This window comes from Cyanobium sp. BA5m-10 (assembly GCF_024346255.1).
GTDB classification, from domain to species: Bacteria; Cyanobacteriota; Cyanobacteriia; order PCC-6307; family Cyanobiaceae; genus Cyanobium_A; species Cyanobium_A usitatum.
Window position 1 is genome coordinate 25,842 of the sequence record NZ_JAGQCP010000024.1, and the last position, 17,886, is coordinate 43,727.

Consider the following 17,886-nt stretch of genomic DNA (forward strand, 5'->3'; position numbering starts at 1 on the left):
AGGTTTTATTAAAACGAGTAGCGCAAACTCAGCTGCACCCCATGGGCTTGCAAGGCCGCCTGGGTTCCTCCGATAGGGATCGTGGTGCCTGCTGGCAGAGTCGGTCGCGACAAGCCAGCCTGACCACTGCTGGTGCGCACATCCCCAAGGTCGCTAAAGCGATAGGCCAAGTCGAGATCTAGCCGAGTATTAAGGGGAATGCTGATGCCGGCGGTGAGTAGGTAGGCCAGATCGCTGGAGCTGCCATCGGGTGTGACCGTTGCAGCATTGGCAGCGATGCCAGGGAAGCTATAGCTAACGGAGCTAAGTCTGTTGCGGGCGACACCCAGGCCGGCGCCAAGGAAAGGGCGAACCCGGCCCACTTTGGGTAGATCCACATAGGCAACCCCAAAACCGGCCACTGAGGAGGCTGAGCCAGTCACCGGCTGGTTGGCCCCAGCACGGCCCAAGAAGTTGCTTTGGCCGCTGAACTCAAGCTCTGGCCGCCAGCTGAGCAGGGCTTCGGCCCGCAACCAGCTGTTGAAGCGATATCCCGCCGCTGCATCGATCACTGCTGCTGGCTCGAAGCTGCCTGAAGCTCCAAGGGCTTGCCCGTTATTGCCAGTGCCGCACCCAAACAGGGCAGGTGGCTGCTGGCTGGAACAGTTGTCGTCACTGAAACCGTTTGCCTTTGGCCAATCGCTGCCTGCCCCCAGGCGCACATAGGGGCCGGAAGCCAGCGGTGGGTTGGCGAGATTTACATCAATATCAGGCATTCCAGTCACTCGAATCGGGCAGAGCTTGCCAGGCGTCAATTTCCAAGGCGTAGGCCGCATGACGCTGGATCGCGTCATCCATGAACAAGGCTGCCCGGATCGGAATGTCTGGGCCCGTGAATGAATGCATGGCTATGCCGGCAGTGATGGTCCGTAGAGCTGCCAATTGCAGGTCGTACCTGGCCTCTTCAAGCGAGTAATCGCAAACTCCAATCTTGAGTAGTTCTTGGTGCCAAGCAAGCAGCAGGTCTTCATGACGTCCAAGCCGCTGAGCCTGGGGCGTGCTGCCGCCAATCAAAAAGGCGATATCAATAGCGGCTAAACTACGGCTCGCCCAGGACCAATCAATTATCACTGACTCTGGATCTTCTACAGTATTGCCGAATAGCAAATTGTCGGCGCGCAGATCACCATGGACGAGGGTCCAAGGTCTGTCATTGAGAGCCTTGTCAATGTCAGAGCTTTGCTCCAGTACCGCGCGATATAACCGGCAAACATCCGTGCCGAAGCGTACGCCGTAGGTGGCAAAGAAATCATCAACGATTTCGGCTTTGGGGTCTGCAAACCAGAAGCCATGGTTTGGTAACCAGCTGTGTTGGTTCAAGGAAGGATCAAGCCAGAATTCAGCGTGGATAGCTGCCATGCGTTGAATCGTGGCCAAAGTTTCCTGGTAGCTGAGGCCGATGACTTGATCACCTGAACGTAGGTGGGTTAGATCTTCGATCAGCAACCAATATGGCTCAGAGGAATTGCTTGCAAAGACTGAGGGTTTGTGATTTTCTAATCTTGGCGTGCAGTGAGTGTAAACACCCACCTCACGACCAAAGGCATTATTCAGTCGGCTGAACTCATTGAAGTCCTTATTGGAGGTTTCACTTTTGAGAATTACGCTTGCTGGCCCTTCTTCAGGTGGATCACAGCTCAGCTCCAGGCGCCAAGTGGTCGATTGAAACCCCCTGCCCTCCCCCAGCAGCTTCGCTTCCAGGCTTTTGACATTGGTGCCGAGAGCTTCGCCGATCCACTGCGGTTCGGGCTGCTTTACCAGCATTTCAGGGGGATCGATGGCTGCCATACCAAGAAGTCCAATTGAGTGCGTGGTTTTGAACTTTAGTTGGGTTGGCGCCGTTTTCCTTAAGTGCCGGCCAGGCAGCAGAGGAGCAGGCAGCTTCGAACACGGGTTGGTTGACGGATCGGACAAGCGCGGCCAAGTTGGGGCGCACTTCAGAACTGCCGTATGTACGCCACCCTGCGCGAATACGAGGGAATTAAGGATCCAGCTCAGGCCACCCAGCCCTTGCTTGATGGGCTGCTAGCTGAAATGCGAGCACTGCCAGGTTTTATTGCTTACTACTTCGTGGACGTGGGTGAGGCCGGTGACCGGATGATCTCCCTCAGCGTGTTTGAGAGCAGTGAGGCAGCTGAGGAGTCGAATCGCGTGGCGGCGGGCTGGGTGGCTCGCTGGCTAGCGGAGCACCCACAAAGTGCACCCACGGCGAGTCGCGTAGATGCCGGTCCTGTGATGGCTAGTGCTACTGCTTGATCAGCCGGCCAGCAGGGGCGAGAAGCGCTCCTTCTCTGGAATTGCCGTGAATTCGGCCACGATGGCGCGGAATTCTTCGCCATCGAGGCTCTCTTTCTCGATCAGTAGCTCCACTACCCGATCCATGCAGGCGCGGTGCTCTGCCACCAACTTGACCGTGTCTGCATAGCAGCTGTGCACCATCTGGCGCACGGCATCATCGATCTTGCTGGCAAGGCGATCGGAGCCATCGCTGCGGGTCATCAGGTCGCGGCCCAGGAAAACCTCCTGGTTGCCTGCTTCAAAGGAGACCTGGCCTAGATCGCTCATGCCAAACCGGGTGACCATTTGGCGGGCAATCGAGGCGACCTGCTGGATGTCACCACCTGCACCAGTTGTGACCTCTGCGTGGCCGAAGACCACATCCTCGGCAGCCCGCCCGCCGAGGGCACCCATGATGCGAGCTCGGAGCTGGGCCCGGCTCACCAACATCTGCTCCTCGTCGGGGGAGAACCAGGTAAGTCCTTGGGCCTGCCCCCGTGGGATCAGGGTGACCTTCTGAACGGGGTCATGGGCCTGGACCAGTGTGCCCACAAGGGCATGGCCAACCTCGTGATATGCGATCAGGCGCTTGCTGCGCCCATCGGTGAGCGGCTTGCCCTCCATGCCGGCAATGATCCGATCGACGGCATCATCAATTTCGGCAAGTGAAGTTGCCTCCTTGCGGCGCCGGGCCGTGAGGATTGCCGCTTCATTGAGCAGATTGGCGAGATCGGCGCCGGAGAATCCTGGGGTACGGCGAGCAATCATTTCCAGGCTCACATCATCGGCCAGCTTTTTATCGCGGCTGTGCACCTTGAGCACAGACAGCCTCCCTTTGATGTCTGGCACATCAACTTGAACCTGGCGATCGAAACGACCTGGGCGCAGCAGGGCTGAATCGAGCACATCGGCTCGGTTTGTTGCGGCAATGATGATGATGCCGCTATTGCCTTCAAAGCCGTCCATCTCGGTGAGCAGCTGGTTGAGGGTTTGCTCCCTCTCGTCGTTACCGCCGCCGACACCAGCACCACGCTGGCGTCCCACCGCATCGATTTCGTCGATGAAGATCAAACAAGGGCTGTTTTCCTTAGCCCGCTTGAACAGGTCGCGAACCCGGCTGGCGCCCACGCCAACAAACATTTCAACGAATTCAGATCCTGAAAGCGAGAAGAAGGGAACTCCTGCTTCACCAGCAATTGCCTTAGCAAGCAGGGTTTTGCCGGTACCGGGAGGTCCTACCAGCAGCACACCTTTGGGAATCTTGGCGCCAACTGAAGTGAAGCGCTCGGGGGTTTTTAGGAAGGTGACAACCTCTTGGAGGTCCTGCTTGGCCTCTTCAACACCAGCCACGTCGTCAAATTTGACGCCTGTTTCAGCTTCCATTGCGAAACGGGCTTTGGTTTTGCCGAATTGCATCGCCTGACCGGGGCCCCCGGGCATGCCATTGCCGCGGCGTGAAAGGAAGATCAGCGAACCGATCAGCAGCAATGGGAAGAGCAGATTGCCGAGCAATCCAAGAGCTGGTGGAGCGGTTTTGGGTGGATGGATATCGAAGCTGATGCCCTGCTCTTTGAGCTTGTTGACCAGCTCTGGAGCAACACCGGGCAGGTCTACGCGCAGACGCTGCACCCGATTGTCGAGGTCAGGATCCACAGCCTCGATAACTGCACTGCGACCGCCGTCGAAGATATCGACCGCCGTTACCCGGCCCGCGTCGACGTAATCGAGGAAGCGGCCGTAGCTCATGCGGGCTACGGCCGCATTGCGGGGAGCAACCGTGGCGCCTTCGGGTTTGAAACGGGCCGTGCCGCCGTTACCAAGCAGCTGCCAGCCGAGGAATGCGACCACTGCAAGGGGCAGCAGCCAGAGGGCAATCAGACGCCAGCGCTGGTTCATAGCTGAGACACTTTGTTGACAAGTGTAACGGCGCCAGGCCCCCTCCCCGAGCCGAGCTTCAGCTAGCCGTTGCCCAGGGCAGCACTTCGAATTGGGCCGCTTGAGCTGGTAGGGACGGTGGATCGTTGATCAGATCGCCGGAGTTAACGGTCTCCACCAATTCGGGCCCACCGCGGCCGTGGGTCCAGATCTTCACCACGCTGCTTGGTGGGCACTGGAAGCTGAGCAGCTCGAAGGGAAACACCACTCGTTCGAGGAAGAACTGCTCGGGACCGATGCAGCGCAGGATCACCATCCGATCGCTGGTATTGCGGTAACTGCATGCCAATTGGGCCACGACTGAATCCCGATTTCTCCACCCATAAAGCCACTGGCTTGAGTGCGGGTTTAGTGACGGACGCCACTGTTTTCGGTTTTTAATGGTTTTTCCTGGTTTCGTCCTGTCGCTGCCGGCTCACCAGACCGGTTCAAAGGCTGCGCAAGGCAACGATTGGGTCGAGGCGCGCAGCCCGGCGGGCGGGCACTACGCCGAAGAAAAGGCCAATCGAACCGGATAGCCCCACCGTGACCAGCACCGTGGCCGCCCCAATCGATGCCGGTAGGGGTGTCAGAACGCCGACCACAGCCACCGTGCCAATGCCCACGGCGCTGCCGATCACGCCCCCCAGGCTGGCCAGCACCAGCGACTCCACCAGAAACTGCAGCAGCACATCGCCGCTGCGGGCGCCGAGGGCTTTGCGCAGGCCGATCTCCTCGGTGCGCTCACTTACCGACACCAACATGATGTTCATGATGCCGATGCCGCCAACCAGCAGCGACACGGCGCCGATGGCAGCCAGCATCAAGGTGAGGCCACCAGTGATCGTGCTCACAATCGTGAGGGCATCTTTCTGGGAGCGCACGGCAAAATCGTCTTCCCGCAGGATCCGGTGCCGCTGGCGCAGCAGGTTGGTTATCTGAAAGCTCGCGGCCCCCGTGCTCTGCTCGTCGCGGGCTTCGACGCTGATGAAATTAAGACTGACCCCGTAGGTGGGGTCGCGTCCTGAAAGCTTGCTCACCATGGTGCTGAGTGGCACATAGGCGTTCTCGTCTTGGTTTTGACCAAATACGGCGCCCTTGGGTTCAAGAACGCCTATCACTTCGAACAGCTGGTTGCGAATACGCAGCTGGCGCCCCACTGGCGCCTTGCCTGGAAACATCTTTGTGCCCAAGTCGGGCCCCACCACGGTGACATTGCGAGCGCCGTTGAGATCGCTGGCGGTGAAGAAGCGCCCCTGGGCAATCTCAAATTGACGAACCGGCAGAAACTCCGGTGTAACACCGAAAATTGACGTGCTGCTGCTCAGGCCCCCCGCCTGAACCACCCCGCTCAAGGTGATCTGGGGGGCTATTCGCTTGACGCTTGGTACCTGCTCGCCGATAGCGACTGCGTCTTCAAGCACGAGGTTTTTAGGGAAGTCGATGCCCTGGCGCCGGGTGTCGTTGCTGCCAGGCACTACAAACAGCACGTTGGCGCCGAGATTGCTTAGCTGCCCTTCGGCCAGGTTCTGGGCGCCTCGCCCCACCCCCACCAAGGTGATCACGGAGGCATTGCCGATGACGATGCCGAGCATGGTCAGCAAACTGCGCAGCCGATTGGAGCGCAGGGTGCTCAGGGCCATGCCGACGGTTTCCCGCATGGGGAGCTTGGTTGGCATGGCTGCGGTGGGGGCGGCTGGCCTTAAACGATGGCTGGTCTGTCGTCAGCGTCGTGGCTGCGGGCGCCCCGATGCACCTCGCCGCGCTGCAGATCCAGGGTCACAATTTCCCCCTGACGCAGGTTTGCGATCGCGTTACAGACACCCACAATCGTTGGTACGCCAGTGCGCTCGGCGATCAAGGCGGCATGGCTCTCGAGGCCACCGGCTTCCGTAACTACCCCTTTGGCTTTGCGAATCGCCTCGACGTAATCGGCGCAGGTTTCATGCACCACCAGTATTTCGCCAGATTGGATTGCCGCCGCTGCCTCTGGACTATCAACCAGGCGAACTCGACCGCTCACGGATCCAGTGCCGACGCCGGTTCCCTTAGAGAGCACTGCGGAGACGATGCCCACCTTGATGAAGTCGGTGGAGCCGCTGATTCCCGAGAGGGTGCCGGCTGTTTGAACGACTAGGTCACCATCGCGAAGAAAGCCCAGCTCGCGTGCCATGCCCATGGCCAGGCTGAAGGTGCTGGTGGAGGAGCTCTGCTCCTCCACTACCAAGGGGTTGACGCCCCAGCAAAGCTGCAGCTGCCGGGCCACATTCACCTCGCTGGTGATCGCCAAAATTGGGGTACTGGGGCGGAACTTGCTGACATTGCGAGCCGTAGAGCCCCCCTTGGTGAGCGGCAAAATTGCGGCCGCATTCAGCTGGCGAGCAATGCTGCTCACCGCCTGGCAGATGGCATTGGGGATGGTGGTTGCCATGTGGCTATCGAGCACCCGGCGGGGGTAATCCCGCTCGATGCGCCGGGCGATTATGGCCATGGTGGCCACCGCTTCCACGGGGAAATCGCCCACAGCGCTCTCATTGGAGAGCATCACGGCATCGGTGCCATCAAGGATGGCGTTGGCTACGTCGCTCACCTCGGCCCGGGTTGGCCTGGGGCAGCTCACCATTGAATCGAGCATCTGGGTGGCAGTGATCACCGGGATGCCGAGACTGTTGGCCTTGCGAATCAGCTCCTTCTGCAACAGGGGAACTTCTTCGGCGGGCATCTCAACGCCAAGGTCGCCCCGAGCCACCATCACCCCGTCGCAGAGGGGCAGGATGTCGTCGATCTGATCGATGGCCTCGAACTTTTCGATCTTGGCCACCACGGGGGTTTCGTGGCCATGGCTGCGGATCAGTTCGCGGATCTCGCGCATGTCTGAGGGGTTGCGCACAAAGCTGAGGGCCACCCAATCAACCCCCTGCTTCAGCCCAAAGGCCAGATCAATGCGGTCTTTCTCGGTGAGGGCACGGATAGAGAGCTGCACATCGGGAAAATTCACCCCCTTGTTGTTTGAGAGCACTCCACCAACGGTGACGCTGCAGAACAGGGTCTGCTCGGGCTTGTCGACGCTGTCGACCACCATCTCCACCCGACCGTCATCCAGCAGGATGCGACTGCCTGGCACCACCTCATCTGCCAGAGATGCGTAGGTGACGGTGGCAATCTTCTGATTGCAGGCCACATTCCTGGATGTGAGGGTGAAGTGATCGCCCTTGGCCAGGGTGATCGGCCCATCGGCAAAGCGGCCCAAACGAATTTTGGGACCCTGTAGGTCTTGAAGGATGCCGAGCTCAATGCCCAGCTCCTTTGACACCTGGCGAATCGTGGCGATGCGAGCCGCATGCTCGCTGTGGTCGCCGTGAGAAAAATTGAGTCGGAAAGTAGTGGCGCCGGCGGCAACCAACTCGCGCAGACGTTCGGCGGATTCCGTGGCAGGCCCGATCGTGGCCACGATCTTGGTGCGACGCATGAGATCGGGCTGGGGCATGAAACGCCAACAGACGACTGGAAACTACCATCCAGGCCTGCAATGGGCTGTCGTTAGTGGATTTTCAGCATTACCAAGAGGGTTGCCGCGCCACGGCCCGCTACCCAGATGCCGGCGCCAACCCCATCTATCCCACCCTGGGGCTGTGCGGTGAGGCTGGCGAGGTGGCCGACAAGGTCAAAAAAGTGCTGCGCGACCGTCAGGGCAATTTTTCGCCTGAGGTGATTGCAGACCTGCAGCTCGAGCTTGGTGATGTGCTCTGGTACGTGGCCCAGCTCGCTACAGAACTTGGCCTGGAGCTAGAGCAAATTGCCCAGGCCAACCTCGACAAACTGGCCAGCCGCGCCGCCCGTAACGTGATTGGAGGCAGTGGTGACAGGCGTTGAGTAAGCAAGGTTTTGAGCTTGGGCCACGGCATGAGCTCGCAAAGTGGCTGGCGCGGTTGCTCGCTCTCCTAGTCATTGGTGCGCTGGTGCTGCCAGCTCCTGCCTGGGCAGCAGATCTCCAGGTATCTGAGCTGAGCATCGAACCCTGCCCCGCCGAGGACATCGGTGCCCAGCCAGAATTGCGGCGCCCGGCTGGTGCCAGCTGCTACGCCCTGCGCGGCAGCGTGGTGAATCCCACCCGCAAGCCCGTTGTTGACACCGACGTATTTGCCCTGATCGTTGATTCAAGTGGCGAGCCGGTGCTGCAAAACCGCACCCGGGTGGGTTCGATCGGTGATGTGCCACCTGGCACCTCTGCCTTTGCCCTGCGCCTATCGGTGCCGGCTGGCACCCCTGGACCACTCAGCTTCCGCAATGTCAAGGCAAGGGGTTTCAGCGCTCCTGTGCGCAGCCGTGCTGGTGTGGATGACGAGCTGCTGCCCCTTGAACAGGCATTAGCTGATCAGTAACCAGCTCCGAGCACCGAAACGCTGGCGCCTTCGAGCAGGCTCTGCACCAGTTGCAGGGCAATGAAGGCCACGATCGCCGAAAGGTCCAGGCCGCCTAGGGGCGGAATCAGGCCGCGGAAGGCATTCAGGTAGGGATCGGTGATCGAGCTCACCGTCGAAAGCACGGGGTTGCTCCAGTCGAGATTGGGAAACCAGCTCAGCAACACCCGCACTAGCAACACCAGGGTGTAGATGCTGAGGGTCTGGGCCAGAACCTGCAGCAGGAAACTCAGGGCGTCCATGGAATTTTGTTAGTGGGCCAACTCTAGGCAGCTTGCTTCCAGAGGTCAGCCTCAGCTTTGATGGCGAAGGTGCGGTGGAACTTCTCGCTGAGGGTGAGCCAGTAGGAGCGGCCCTCGCTTTGGCGCTTGCGCTCGATGAAATTTTGGGCCAGTAGCTCCTTGACGTGGTCGTAGGCGCCGGAGCCGCGCAACTCGACTAGATCCGATTGCAAGATCCGCTTTTTTAAGGCAATCGTGGCCAGGGTGCGTAGGGCGGCCGTGGATAGGTCCACGGGCAGGAGGTTTTGAACCAGGTCGGCCAGCCCATCGCGCAGCTGCAGGCTGTAGCGGTTGCCCTCCTGGCGCACTTCCAAGGCCGTATCCCGGTGGGCGTAGTCGGTGATCAAGGTGATCAAGCCAAGCTCCGCTTCCTCTCGGCTAACCGCAGCGATCTCAGCCAGCTCTGCCAGGCTGAGGGGCCGGCCTTTCAAGTAGAGGATCGCCTCCATCCGGGCGGGCAGGGATAGGCCCTGAATCAGCCCCGTGCTTTGCATGGCCGCAGGTTACCGCAGCTTTTTTGGCTCATGCCAGGGCTGGCAGGGGCGCTGAGCTGGGGCCTAAAAACAGTTTGTAGGCAGGGTTGGCCGATTCGTCCCAGTGCTGATAGCCCAGGCCATCGAGGAACTCCTGCCAGGCGGGTCTGTCAGCGCGAGGCACCTGCACCCCCACCACGATCCGCCCCACGTCGGCGCCGTGGTTGCGGTAGTGAAAGATGCTGATGTTCCAGTTTGCGTGTAAGGCGTTTACGAACGCCATCAGGGCGCCTGGTTTTTCGGGGAACTCGAAGCGATAGAGCAGCTCTTCGCCATGAGCGAGAGCCGGGCCGGCGCTGGCGGGCAGGCGGCCGCCCACCATGTGACGCAGGTGCAGCTTGGCCAGCTCGTTGTTGGAGAGGTCGAGGCAGGGGAAGCCGGCGTTCTGCACGTCGTTGATCAGTTGCTGCTCGTCGGCTGTGCCACTGGTTTGCACCCCTACAAAAATGTGAGCAACCCTGGGATCGGCAAGCCGGTAGCTGAACTCGCTGAGGCTGCGCTGGCCCAGCACGCCACAGAAGCGCCGCAGGCTGCCGGTCTGCTCGGGGATTTCCACCGCCAGCATCGCTTCGCGGTCTTCGCCGATCTCAGTGCGCTCGGCCACGAAGCGCAGCCGGTCGAAGTTCATGTTGGCGCCGCAGGCAACCGCCACCAAGGTTTGGCCGTGCAAGCCCTGTTGCACCACATCGCGCTTCATGCCTGCTACGGCGAGGGCGCCGGCTGGCTCCAGGATCGATCTCGTGTCTTCGAACACGTCCTTGATGGCCGCGCAGATGGCGTCGGTGTCGACTGTCACCATGCGATCCACCGTTTGCTTCGCCAATTCAAAAGTGAGCTCACCGACGCGGCGCACCGCCACGCCATCGGCGAAAAGGCCCACCTGCTCAAGCTGCACCCGCTCCCCGGCGGCTAGGGAGCGGGTCATGGCATCGGCGTCCACCGGCTCAACGCCAACGATCTGAACTTGGGGCCAGAGGGTTTTGACGTAGGCCCCAATGCCAGCGATTAAACCGCCACCGCCTACGGCCACATAAATAACGTCAGGCGGCGAGGAGCACTGGCGCAGGATCTCCAACCCGATCGTGCCTTGACCGGCGATCACATCGGGATCGTCAAAGGGATGGATGAAGCTGAGCCCCCGCTCAAGGCCCAGGCGCGTGGCTTCCGTGCAAGCGGCGTCGTAGTTGTCGCCATGCAGCACCACCTCGGCGCCCCGGGCCGCCACCGCTTTCACCTTCATCTCCGGTGTGGTGACAGGCATCACAATCACGGCCCTGCAGCCCAACTTCTGGGCGGCTAGCGCCACTCCCTGGGCATGGTTGCCGGCGCTGGCGGCGATCACGCCCCTCTCCAGCTCGGCAGGCGAGAGGCCGGCCATTTTGTTGTAGGCGCCGCGCAGCTTGAAGCTGAACACGGGCTGCAGATCCTCACGCTTCAGCAGCACCCGGTTGTGCAGGCGCGCCGAGAGATTTGGCGCAGGATCGAGTGGCGACTCAATGGCCACGTCGTAGACCCGCGCCCGCAGGATCCGTTGCAGATAGCTCTCAGGGGCCTCGCTCATCCCACCAGTGTCGCAATCCGCACCCCTGGGCGGAAGCCAAGGCCTAGATTGCACCCCACCTCCAGGGTTGTGCATGCATCTCAGCGAGCTGAGTCACCCGAATCAGCTGCACGGCCTGAGCACGGCAGAGCTTGAAGCCATTGCCCGCCAGATTCGTGAGCGCCATCTGGAGGTGGTGAGCACCAGCGGCGGGCACCTAGGCCCTGGGCTGGGAGTGGTGGAGCTGACCCTCGCCCTCTATCAAACCCTCGATCTCGACCACGACAAAGTGGTGTGGGACGTGGGTCACCAGGCATATCCCCACAAGTTGATAACTGGCCGTTACAAGGATTTCGACAGCCTGCGCCAGAAGAACGGGGTGGCCGGCTATCTCAAGCGCAGCGAGAGCCGTTTTGACCATTTCGGTGCCGGACACGCCAGCACCTCGATTTCGGCGGCCCTAGGCATGGCCTTGGCCCGCGATCGCCGCGTGGAAGACTTCAAATGTGTGGCGGTGATCGGCGATGGCGCCCTCACTGGTGGCATGGCTCTAGAGGCGATTAACCACGCCGGCCACCTGCCGAAAACCAAGCTGCTGGTAGTGCTGAACGACAACGACATGTCTATCAGCCCTCCGGTGGGGGCCCTTTCCACCTACCTCAACCGCATGCGGCTGAGCCCACCCCTGCAATTTCTACAGGGCAATGCCGAGGAGGCGATCAAGCAACTGCCCTTCCTGCACGGTGAGCTGCCCAACGAGCTCAAGACGCTCAAAGAGAGCATGAAGCGTTTGGCGGTGCCCAAGGTGGGTGCGGTGTTTGAGGAGCTGGGCTTCACCTACATCGGCCCCATCGATGGCCACGACATCGCCGGCATGGTGCGCACCTTTGAACAGGCCCACCGCACCGAGGGGCCTGTGCTGGTGCATGTGGCCACCACCAAGGGCAAGGGCTACGCCTACGCCGAGGCCGATCAGGTGGGCTATCACGCCCAGAGCGCCTTTGATCTGGCCACTGGCAAGGCCTATCCCTCCAGCAAGCCGAAGCCGCCCAGCTACAGCAAGGTGTTTGGCCAGACACTGGTGAAGCTCTGCGAACAGGACCCCACCGTGGTGGGTATTACCGCTGCCATGGCCACCGGCACCGGCCTTGATCTGCTGGAGAAGGCCCTACCCAATCAATATTTTGATGTGGGCATCGCCGAGCAGCACGCTGTGACCATGGCGGCTGGCATGGCCTGCGAAGGGCTCAAGCCAGTGCTGGCGATTTACAGCACCTTCCTGCAGCGCGCCTACGACCAGTTGATTCACGACGTCGGCATCCAGAACCTGCCGGTCACTTTTGTGCTGGATCGGGCCGGCATCGTTGGCGCCGACGGCCCTACCCACCAGGGGCAATACGACATCAGCTACTTCCGCGCTGTCCCCAATTTCACGGTGATGGCCCCCAAGGATGAGGCTGAGCTACAGCGCATGCTGGTGACCTCAATTCACCACAGCGGCCCCTGCGCCCTGCGCATTCCCCGCGGCGAAGGCGAGGGGGTGCCTCTGGCAGAAGAGGGTTTTGAACCCTTAGAGATCGGCAGGGGCGAGCTGCTCACCGACGGCGACGACCTGCTGATCGTGGCCTATGGCGCCATGGTGGCTCCGGCGATGGCTACGGCCGGACTGCTGCAGGAAAAGGGTCTGCGGGCGGCCGTGATCAATGCCCGCTTCCTGCGGCCCCTAGATGAGGCCTTGATTCTTCCCATGGCCAAGCGCATCGGCAAGGTGGTGACCATGGAGGAGGGCGCCCTCCCTGGTGGCTTCGGTGCCGCCGTGGTGGAAACCCTCAGCGACCACGACGTGCTGGTGCCCGTGTTGCGCATCGGCATCCCCGATGTGCTCGTGGACCACGCCAGCCCGGAGCAGAGCAAGCAGAGCCTCGGTCTCACCCCGCCCCAGATGGCGGAGCGGATCATCAGCCGTTTTGGTGCTCCCCTTCAAAGCAGTCTCCCTGCTGCAGCTGCGCCCGTTGCTGTCTGAACCGGAGCCCTACGACTGCGAGGTGCTTGTGGTGGGTGCTGGCCCTTCGGGTGCTGAGCTAGCCCGCCTACTTGCCCAGGCTGGGGTTGATGTGCTGTTGGTTGATCGGCTTAAGAATTTGGGGCAGGCGGCTTTTAGTAGTGCGGCCCTGCCGCTTGAGACCCTCGATCGCTTTGGCATACCCGCTCACGTTGTGGCGGCGCGCTGGAGTGGCTGGCAGCTGGTGGGACCAGGCGAGCAGCGGCGGCTGTGGAGCGCAGAGCAACCCCTCGGCGCCGTGCTCGATTTTGGCGCCCTGCGCCAGTGGCTAGCTGGCCAGGCCCAGGCCTGGGGCGCCCGCCTGCAGCTCGGCGTTACGGCTATTGGCTGGCATCAAGATGGCGCTGGCGTTTGCACCGTGGTGCGCGATGGCGCTGCTGGTCGCCGCTTGCTGCGCAGCCGCTGGCTGGTGGATGCCAGCGGCGAGGGCCGAGCCTTGATTGGCGAGCAGGCAAAGCTGGCCGATCCGCTGGTGGCCGGCCTGGGGGTGGAATGGTTGTTGCAGGTGCATCCCGAGCAGTACCGGTCCTGGGCAGACCGGCTCAGTTTTTTCCTTGGCAGCGACTGGGTGCGGCAGGGTTACGGCTGGGTATTTCCGATGGCACCTGGCCAGCTCAAGGTGGGGGTGTGCCGCTTGGCCGATCCCAGCCGTGCCCAGCCAGCGCTGGCTCTGGAGCTGGGCGCCCTGGTGCAGCGCTGCGGCCTAGGCCAAACCGAGGTGCTCGATCGCCATGGGGGCCGCATTCGCAGCACGGTCCGCCGCCATGAACCACACCGGCTGGGCAGGTTGATCGGCCTAGGTGACGCGGTGAGCACGGCCAACCTGCTGGGTGGGGAGGGCATCCGCCACGCCCTAGCCAGTGCCAGGGTGCTGGCACCGCTGCTGCTGGAGGCCCTGGCCAAGCCAGCTGGCTTGGCCGTCCTAGACCAATACCAGATCCTGCTAAGGCGGGAGTTGGGCTGGCGCTGGAGCCTGAGTGGTCGCCTAGCTAGGCGCACCTGGCTAGGACTGGCTGATGCCAGGGCCGATGCGCGCCTGGAGCGCCTGCTGGCTGGTTTGCAAACCCGGCGGGCGGAGGATCTCTCCGCCCTGTTGTTTGACTACCGCTTTGAGCACTACGGGCTTAAAGCGCTGCCCTACTTGCTGGGTTGGCGCTGAGCCCTGAGGGTGGAACCCAGGTTTTCAGACCACGCCGCGGGAGGCCATGCCAAGGATGGCGCCCATGCCGAGGATGTGGCCGAGGCTCAAGGTGCCGAGCATGGCGCCGTGGCTGAAACCGCCAAATAGGCCGGGGCTGGGCAGCTTCAGACCAACGTTTTGATGTTGGATCGTGGCCTTGCCAATGGCGATGGCGATCACGTTGCAGACAATCATCACCAACGCCACCTTGGGTGACCAGGTGATGGTGGCGGGGGCAAGGGCCAGGAGGGGAGCGATCATGGAGCAGGTGCCAACGCCCCATCTTCCGGGCAGCACCGCCTATGGATGACCCGGCTTAAGACTTGTTCATTGCCTGCTGCCGCAGCCGGGTGACTACGCCATCGCGCTTGAGCCTGCCAAGCGCTTCATTGATCCGGGTTTCCAGGTCTTCGCTGATGCCTGGTGAGAGGGCGAATGCCTGGGATTGGGGGTTGAGGTTGCGCAGCGCCAACCCGTAGAGCTTGTGGGGCAGTTGCTGCAGCAAAAAGTCGAGCTGGATGTCGTCGGCGAGCACCGCATCCACGGCATCAGCAGCCAGCAGGCTGTCGGCACGGATCACCTGATCGAGCTCGCGCAGCTGAATCGGTGGCTGCAGGCCGGAGTCGTTGAGTCTTTGCAGTAGGTCGTCGCTGACGGTGCCACGCCGCACGGCAACCCGCTGGCCGGCGAGATCGTTGACGCTGCGGATGTTGTGGCTCGCCAATTCCTGGTTGCCCCGCACGACGTTCAAGGTGACGTAGCTGACCAGCAGCGAGGCCGTGATGATCCGCACCAAGTAGGCCATAAAGACAAAGGTGTGGCCCCGTGTACTAACAACCACGGTGTTTGTGCCAGGGCCGGTGGCTAGCACCTGAAAGATCAGGGCGAAGGCGCGTCGCGGCCCGATCTCCCAGCTGCTGGGTTTGCTGCCGTTGCGCTCCACCTGCCAGACAGCCACGCTCAACAGGCCTATCAGCACCACGTAGGCCACCAGCAGCCTGATCAGATCAGGTGCCAGCAGGCTGCGCAGCAGGGAACTGCCGAGCTCCAGCTGGTTGCGTTTGACCATCACCCCCAAGCCCGATTCCTGAAAGGGCAGGCTGAAGCGGTTCTGACGGATGCGTTCTGGTGAGATGGTGATGCAGCCGATCGCAACGTCCACTTCGTTGCGCTTGGTGGCCGCCAGGAGCTCGGTTGTGTTGTCTGCTGGCACAAGTACATAGGGGATCTGCTCCTGGTCGGCGACCTGTTGCCACAGTTCCACGGCCATGCCACTCCAGCTGCCCCGCTGGCGATAGGAGCAGGGCTGGGAGCCATCCGCTACGCCGACTCTCAATACGGGTGCAGCCTGGCTCGGCCCAGCGGCCAGGCTGACGGCGATCGCCAGAAGCCAGAGCATCAGGATCGGGGCGGTTGGGCCGTGATTACGGCGCCAATGCCGCTGAAGCCCAGCACCACCAGCAGGTTGGAGATCGTGAGCAGCGATTCAGCTCCCCCATGCAAGGAATCCACATTGGCCAGCAGCTCGCCGTAGCGCAGTTGGGCCACGATGGCGGCGGCAATCGTGACGGCCACAAACACCAGGGTGAATTGAAAGCCCCGCAGGGCCAGCTTTGGGAACCCCTCAATCCGCCCTGCCCACCAAAGGAAGGCCAGATAGGGGAGTAGCGACAACACGAACAAAGGCGTGGGGTCGATGCCGGCAAGCCAGCCGAGGGGGCCGCTCATGGCGTCGTCTGCCGCTGCTGGCGCAGCAGGTTCCAGGCTGCTAGGGCTAGGGCGGCGTTGCCAATGGTGGTGAGGCCCGCCTGAAACACCACCAGGCCCTGCAGGTTTGGGCTGTTGTCAAATAGATGCCAGGTGCAGGCAGCCATGGCGCTTACCAAGGCCGGCAACATTGCCAGGCTCAACCAACGCCAACCGCCCTCCCGGCGCGCCACACCCAGGCGCTGCACGGCCACCATCGCTACCACCCACTCGAGCACCGAGGTGACGTGAATCCACCAGGTGGGTAGGGAGAGGGAATGCATTGACTGATCTTGACAGGGTGAGAAGCTGTGCGTCTGATACCTGGTTTAGGTGCGCGTGATCAGGCCGGCCAAGACGGATCAGTCAGCGCAGCGGCTGTTGCTTTGCGGCTATTACGGCGAGCACAACTTGGGCGACGACGCCCTGCTGGAGGTGTTGCTGGCCCAGTTGCCAGCTGGCTGTATCGCCACGGTTACGGCCCACGACGGTGCCCTCGTGCGGGAGCGCTTCGGGGTTGATACGGTGGCGCGCCGCAGCTTGCCCCTGGTGCTCAAGGCGCTGCGGCACTGTGATGCCTTGGTGCTTGGCGGCGGCAGCCTGTTGCAGGATTCCACCAGTTTCAAGAGCCTGCTCTATTACGCAGCTCTGATTGGGGCCGCCCGCTTGCAGGCCAAGCCTGTGCTGCTTTGGGGCCAGGGGCTGGGACCCCTGCAGCGGAGGCGCAGCCGATTGCTGGTGGGCCGCCTGCTGCGATTGGCAACGGCTGTGAGCTGGCGCGACCCGGAGTCGGCGGCCCTGGCCAGGAGCCTGGGGCGTGATGGACCCGTGGGCAGCGATCCGGTCTGGGGCCTACCTCCCCAGCAATGGCGGGGTAGGGGCGGCCCCTTGGTGCTTTGCTTCCGCCCCACCCGCCAGTTGCAGGGTTCAGCTTGGAGGCCCTATCTGGCAGCCCTGGATCAGTTGGCCGCCAGCCACGAGCGGGAGGTGATCTGGCTGCCTTTCCACGCCAACCAGGACCGGGGCCTGCTGGAGCAGCTGCGCCGCGAGCAGCTGCTGCCGCCAGGGCTGGCAGCCCGCAGTCGGGAGGTGCTGGCTGAGCGGCCCCAGGAGGCGATGGCCATATGCAGCGGCGCTGGCTTGGTGGTGGCGATGCGGCTGCACGGCCTGATCCTGGCGGCCCTCTCCGGCGCGCCCTGCGCCGCCCTCAGCTACGACCCCAAGGTGGCAGCCGCCGCCGCCAACCTGGGCTGCCCCTGTCAAAATCTGGATATTGCGCCCGGCCCTGGGCTGCTGGCCAGCTGGGATAGGTCGCTCGACATCCCGCCACCCGCTTCAAGGCTGCTGGAGCTGCGTCAGCAGAGCGAAGTACACCAGCAAGTATTTGCATGTTTGGCGCCACTGGCTGTTTTATGACCTATCGGCTGGTTTATGACCAATTGGCTGCGTTAGCGCCTGATCAGCTGGCCTGAAGCTCCCGCAGGCTGGTGAGCACTTCGGCGCTGTGGCCGCTGGGACGCACCGCCACCCAGGTGGAGCGCAATATGCCCGAGGGGTCGATCAGGAAGGTGTGGCGCTGAGAGAAGGGAGCGATCCAGCTGCCATAGGCGCGGCTCACCGTGCCAGCTGGATCGGACAGCAAGGGAAATGCCAGCCCCTCGCTGCTGCAGAAATCGGCGTGGGATTCGGCATCGTCGGCACTCACCCCAACCACGGCCGCACTGGCGGCACGGAAGCTGGCCAGGTCTTTTTGAAAACCACGAGCTTCGATGGTGCAGCCCCCGGTGAAATCACGGGGATAGAAGTAGAGCACCAACCATTTGCCCTGGAAATCGGCAAGGTTCAGTCGTGTTGCTACAGCCTCACCACCGGCAGCTGGAGCAATGCCAGCCA

Annotated in this window: 20 protein-coding genes; 6 read left to right on the top strand and 14 right to left on the bottom strand. The window is 62.1% G+C overall.

The annotated features are described in order from the left end of the window. Positions 1 to 8: 8 nt before the first annotated feature. Both KBY85_RS09700 and KBY85_RS09705 read right to left on the bottom strand, forming a co-directional pair. Positions 9 to 755, bottom strand: a complete 747-nt coding sequence (locus tag KBY85_RS09700) for an outer membrane protein (protein ID WP_254961296.1) — start codon at positions 753 to 755, stop codon at positions 9 to 11. Beyond that, a complete protein-coding gene (locus tag KBY85_RS09705; protein ID WP_254961297.1) occupies positions 748 to 1,827 on the bottom strand; it encodes an ecdysteroid 22-kinase family protein in 1,080 nt (359 codons plus the stop codon). The genes KBY85_RS09700 and KBY85_RS09705 overlap by 8 nt, the downstream gene beginning before the upstream one ends. Before the next feature lie 162 nt (positions 1,828 to 1,989). Here KBY85_RS09705 and KBY85_RS09710 point away from each other — a divergent pair, with 162 nt between their 5' ends. Beyond that, positions 1,990 to 2,295: a hypothetical protein gene (locus KBY85_RS09710; RefSeq protein ID WP_254961298.1), complete on the top strand. Its 306-nt coding sequence runs from the start codon at positions 1,990 to 1,992 to the stop codon at positions 2,293 to 2,295. Here KBY85_RS09710 and ftsH read toward each other — a convergent pair whose 3' ends face one another. The 4 genes from ftsH to pyk form a co-directional block, all read right to left on the bottom strand. Further along, positions 2,296 to 4,212 (bottom strand): ATP-dependent zinc metalloprotease FtsH, encoded by a 1,917-nt coding sequence (ftsH, locus tag KBY85_RS09715; RefSeq protein ID WP_254961299.1) that lies wholly within the window; start codon positions 4,210 to 4,212, stop codon positions 2,296 to 2,298. A gap of 58 nt (positions 4,213 to 4,270) precedes the next feature. Beyond that, complete coding sequence (locus KBY85_RS09720; RefSeq protein ID WP_254961300.1) at positions 4,271 to 4,549, bottom strand: DUF1830 domain-containing protein; 279 nt, start codon at positions 4,547 to 4,549, stop codon at positions 4,271 to 4,273. 130 nt (positions 4,550 to 4,679) lie between these two features. Then, positions 4,680 to 5,909, bottom strand: a complete 1,230-nt coding sequence (locus KBY85_RS09725) for an ABC transporter permease (RefSeq protein WP_254961301.1) — start codon at positions 5,907 to 5,909, stop codon at positions 4,680 to 4,682. Positions 5,910 to 5,932: 23 nt separating this feature from the next. Then, the gene (gene pyk / locus KBY85_RS09730; RefSeq protein WP_254961302.1) at positions 5,933 to 7,717 is read right to left on the bottom strand and encodes a pyruvate kinase; all 1,785 of its coding nucleotides are present in this window, start codon (positions 7,715 to 7,717) and stop codon (positions 5,933 to 5,935) included. A gap of 56 nt (positions 7,718 to 7,773) precedes the next feature. Between pyk and KBY85_RS09735 the strand changes: the two genes are divergently transcribed. Together KBY85_RS09735 and KBY85_RS09740 are read left to right on the top strand one after the other, a co-directional pair. Further along, entirely contained in the window at positions 7,774 to 8,103 is a 330-nt protein-coding gene (locus KBY85_RS09735) for a nucleoside triphosphate pyrophosphohydrolase family protein (RefSeq protein WP_254961303.1), read from the top strand. A gap of 56 nt (positions 8,104 to 8,159) precedes the next feature. Then, positions 8,160 to 8,612 (top strand): hypothetical protein, encoded by a 453-nt coding sequence (locus KBY85_RS09740; RefSeq protein WP_254961304.1) that lies wholly within the window; start codon positions 8,160 to 8,162, stop codon positions 8,610 to 8,612. On the opposite strand, the gene KBY85_RS09745 is transcribed toward KBY85_RS09740, so the two are convergent. The 3 genes from KBY85_RS09745 to ilvA are packed head-to-tail and all read right to left on the bottom strand — an operon-like array spanning position 8,606 to position 11,026. Next, positions 8,606 to 8,893, bottom strand: coding sequence for a YggT family protein (locus KBY85_RS09745; RefSeq protein WP_106501631.1), 288 nt, complete (start codon positions 8,891 to 8,893; stop codon positions 8,606 to 8,608). The genes KBY85_RS09740 and KBY85_RS09745 overlap by 7 nt on opposite strands. A 23-nt stretch (positions 8,894 to 8,916) precedes the next feature. After that, a complete protein-coding gene (gene scpB / locus KBY85_RS09750) occupies positions 8,917 to 9,426 on the bottom strand; it encodes an SMC-Scp complex subunit ScpB (RefSeq protein ID WP_254961306.1) in 510 nt (169 codons plus the stop codon). Positions 9,427 to 9,454: 28 nt separating this feature from the next. Continuing rightward, complete coding sequence (gene ilvA / locus KBY85_RS09755; RefSeq protein ID WP_254961308.1) at positions 9,455 to 11,026, bottom strand: threonine ammonia-lyase, biosynthetic; 1,572 nt, start codon at positions 11,024 to 11,026, stop codon at positions 9,455 to 9,457. Between the two features lie 73 nt (positions 11,027 to 11,099). On the opposite strand from ilvA, the gene dxs reads away from it, so the two are divergent. Together dxs and KBY85_RS09765 are read left to right on the top strand one after the other, a co-directional pair. Beyond that, positions 11,100 to 13,028, top strand: coding sequence for a 1-deoxy-D-xylulose-5-phosphate synthase (dxs, locus tag KBY85_RS09760; RefSeq protein WP_254961315.1), 1,929 nt, complete (start codon positions 11,100 to 11,102; stop codon positions 13,026 to 13,028). Further along, entirely contained in the window at positions 12,976 to 14,226 is a 1,251-nt protein-coding gene (locus KBY85_RS09765; RefSeq protein WP_315859978.1) for an NAD(P)/FAD-dependent oxidoreductase, read from the top strand. Before dxs ends, KBY85_RS09765 begins: the two co-directional genes overlap by 53 nt. A 24-nt stretch (positions 14,227 to 14,250) precedes the next feature. On the opposite strand, the gene psaK is transcribed toward KBY85_RS09765, so the two are convergent. Genes psaK through KBY85_RS09785 form a run of 4 tightly spaced genes read right to left on the bottom strand, consistent with a single transcriptional unit; the run spans position 14,251 to position 16,277 of the window. Continuing rightward, on the bottom strand, positions 14,251 to 14,508 hold the full coding sequence (psaK, locus tag KBY85_RS09770; RefSeq protein ID WP_106501635.1) for a photosystem I reaction center subunit PsaK: 258 nt from the start codon (positions 14,506 to 14,508) through the stop codon (positions 14,251 to 14,253). Between the two features lie 55 nt (positions 14,509 to 14,563). Beyond that, complete coding sequence (locus KBY85_RS09775) at positions 14,564 to 15,646, bottom strand: transporter substrate-binding domain-containing protein (RefSeq protein ID WP_254961319.1); 1,083 nt, start codon at positions 15,644 to 15,646, stop codon at positions 14,564 to 14,566. Next, positions 15,646 to 15,975: a DUF3593 domain-containing protein gene (locus KBY85_RS09780; protein WP_106501637.1), complete on the bottom strand. Its 330-nt coding sequence runs from the start codon at positions 15,973 to 15,975 to the stop codon at positions 15,646 to 15,648. Before KBY85_RS09780 ends, KBY85_RS09775 begins: the two co-directional genes overlap by 1 nt. After that, positions 15,972 to 16,277: a DUF2499 domain-containing protein gene (locus KBY85_RS09785; protein WP_254961320.1), complete on the bottom strand. Its 306-nt coding sequence runs from the start codon at positions 16,275 to 16,277 to the stop codon at positions 15,972 to 15,974. The genes KBY85_RS09780 and KBY85_RS09785 overlap by 4 nt, the downstream gene beginning before the upstream one ends. Before the next feature lie 49 nt (positions 16,278 to 16,326). Here KBY85_RS09785 and csaB point away from each other — a divergent pair, with 49 nt between their 5' ends. Beyond that, positions 16,327 to 17,409 (top strand): polysaccharide pyruvyl transferase CsaB, encoded by a 1,083-nt coding sequence (csaB, locus tag KBY85_RS09790; protein ID WP_254961321.1) that lies wholly within the window; start codon positions 16,327 to 16,329, stop codon positions 17,407 to 17,409. A gap of 43 nt (positions 17,410 to 17,452) precedes the next feature. On the opposite strand, the gene KBY85_RS09795 is transcribed toward csaB, so the two are convergent. Then, positions 17,453 to 17,886: peroxiredoxin (locus KBY85_RS09795; RefSeq protein ID WP_254961322.1), on the bottom strand; the 434-nt coding region annotated here is incomplete at its 5' end.

Bases quoted from the DNA above. Each gene is read 5' to 3' on its own strand.
- KBY85_RS09700 (WP_254961296.1), bottom strand. From the start codon at position 755: ATGCCTGATATTGATGTAAATCTCGCCAACCCACCGCTGGCTTCCGGC.
- KBY85_RS09705 (WP_254961297.1), bottom strand. From the start codon at position 1,827: ATGGCAGCCATCGATCCCCCTGAAATGCTGGTAAAGCAGCCCGAACCG.
- KBY85_RS09710 (WP_254961298.1), top strand. From the start codon at position 1,990: ATGTACGCCACCCTGCGCGAATACGAGGGAATTAAGGATCCAGCTCAG.
- ftsH (WP_254961299.1), bottom strand. From the start codon at position 4,212: ATGAACCAGCGCTGGCGTCTGATTGCCCTCTGGCTGCTGCCCCTTGCA.
- KBY85_RS09725 (WP_254961301.1), bottom strand. From the start codon at position 5,909: ATGCCAACCAAGCTCCCCATGCGGGAAACCGTCGGCATGGCCCTGAGC.
- pyk (WP_254961302.1), bottom strand. From the start codon at position 7,717: ATGCCCCAGCCCGATCTCATGCGTCGCACCAAGATCGTGGCCACGATC.
- KBY85_RS09745 (WP_106501631.1), bottom strand. From the start codon at position 8,893: ATGGACGCCCTGAGTTTCCTGCTGCAGGTTCTGGCCCAGACCCTCAGC.
- scpB (WP_254961306.1), bottom strand. From the start codon at position 9,426: ATGCAAAGCACGGGGCTGATTCAGGGCCTATCCCTGCCCGCCCGGATG.
- ilvA (WP_254961308.1), bottom strand. From the start codon at position 11,026: ATGAGCGAGGCCCCTGAGAGCTATCTGCAACGGATCCTGCGGGCGCGG.
- dxs (WP_254961315.1), top strand. From the start codon at position 11,100: ATGCATCTCAGCGAGCTGAGTCACCCGAATCAGCTGCACGGCCTGAGC.
- psaK (WP_106501635.1), bottom strand. From the start codon at position 14,508: ATGATCGCTCCCCTCCTGGCCCTTGCCCCCGCCACCATCACCTGGTCA.
- KBY85_RS09775 (WP_254961319.1), bottom strand. From the start codon at position 15,646: ATGCTCTGGCTTCTGGCGATCGCCGTCAGCCTGGCCGCTGGGCCGAGC.
- KBY85_RS09780 (WP_106501637.1), bottom strand. From the start codon at position 15,975: ATGAGCGGCCCCCTCGGCTGGCTTGCCGGCATCGACCCCACGCCTTTG.
- KBY85_RS09785 (WP_254961320.1), bottom strand. From the start codon at position 16,277: ATGCATTCCCTCTCCCTACCCACCTGGTGGATTCACGTCACCTCGGTG.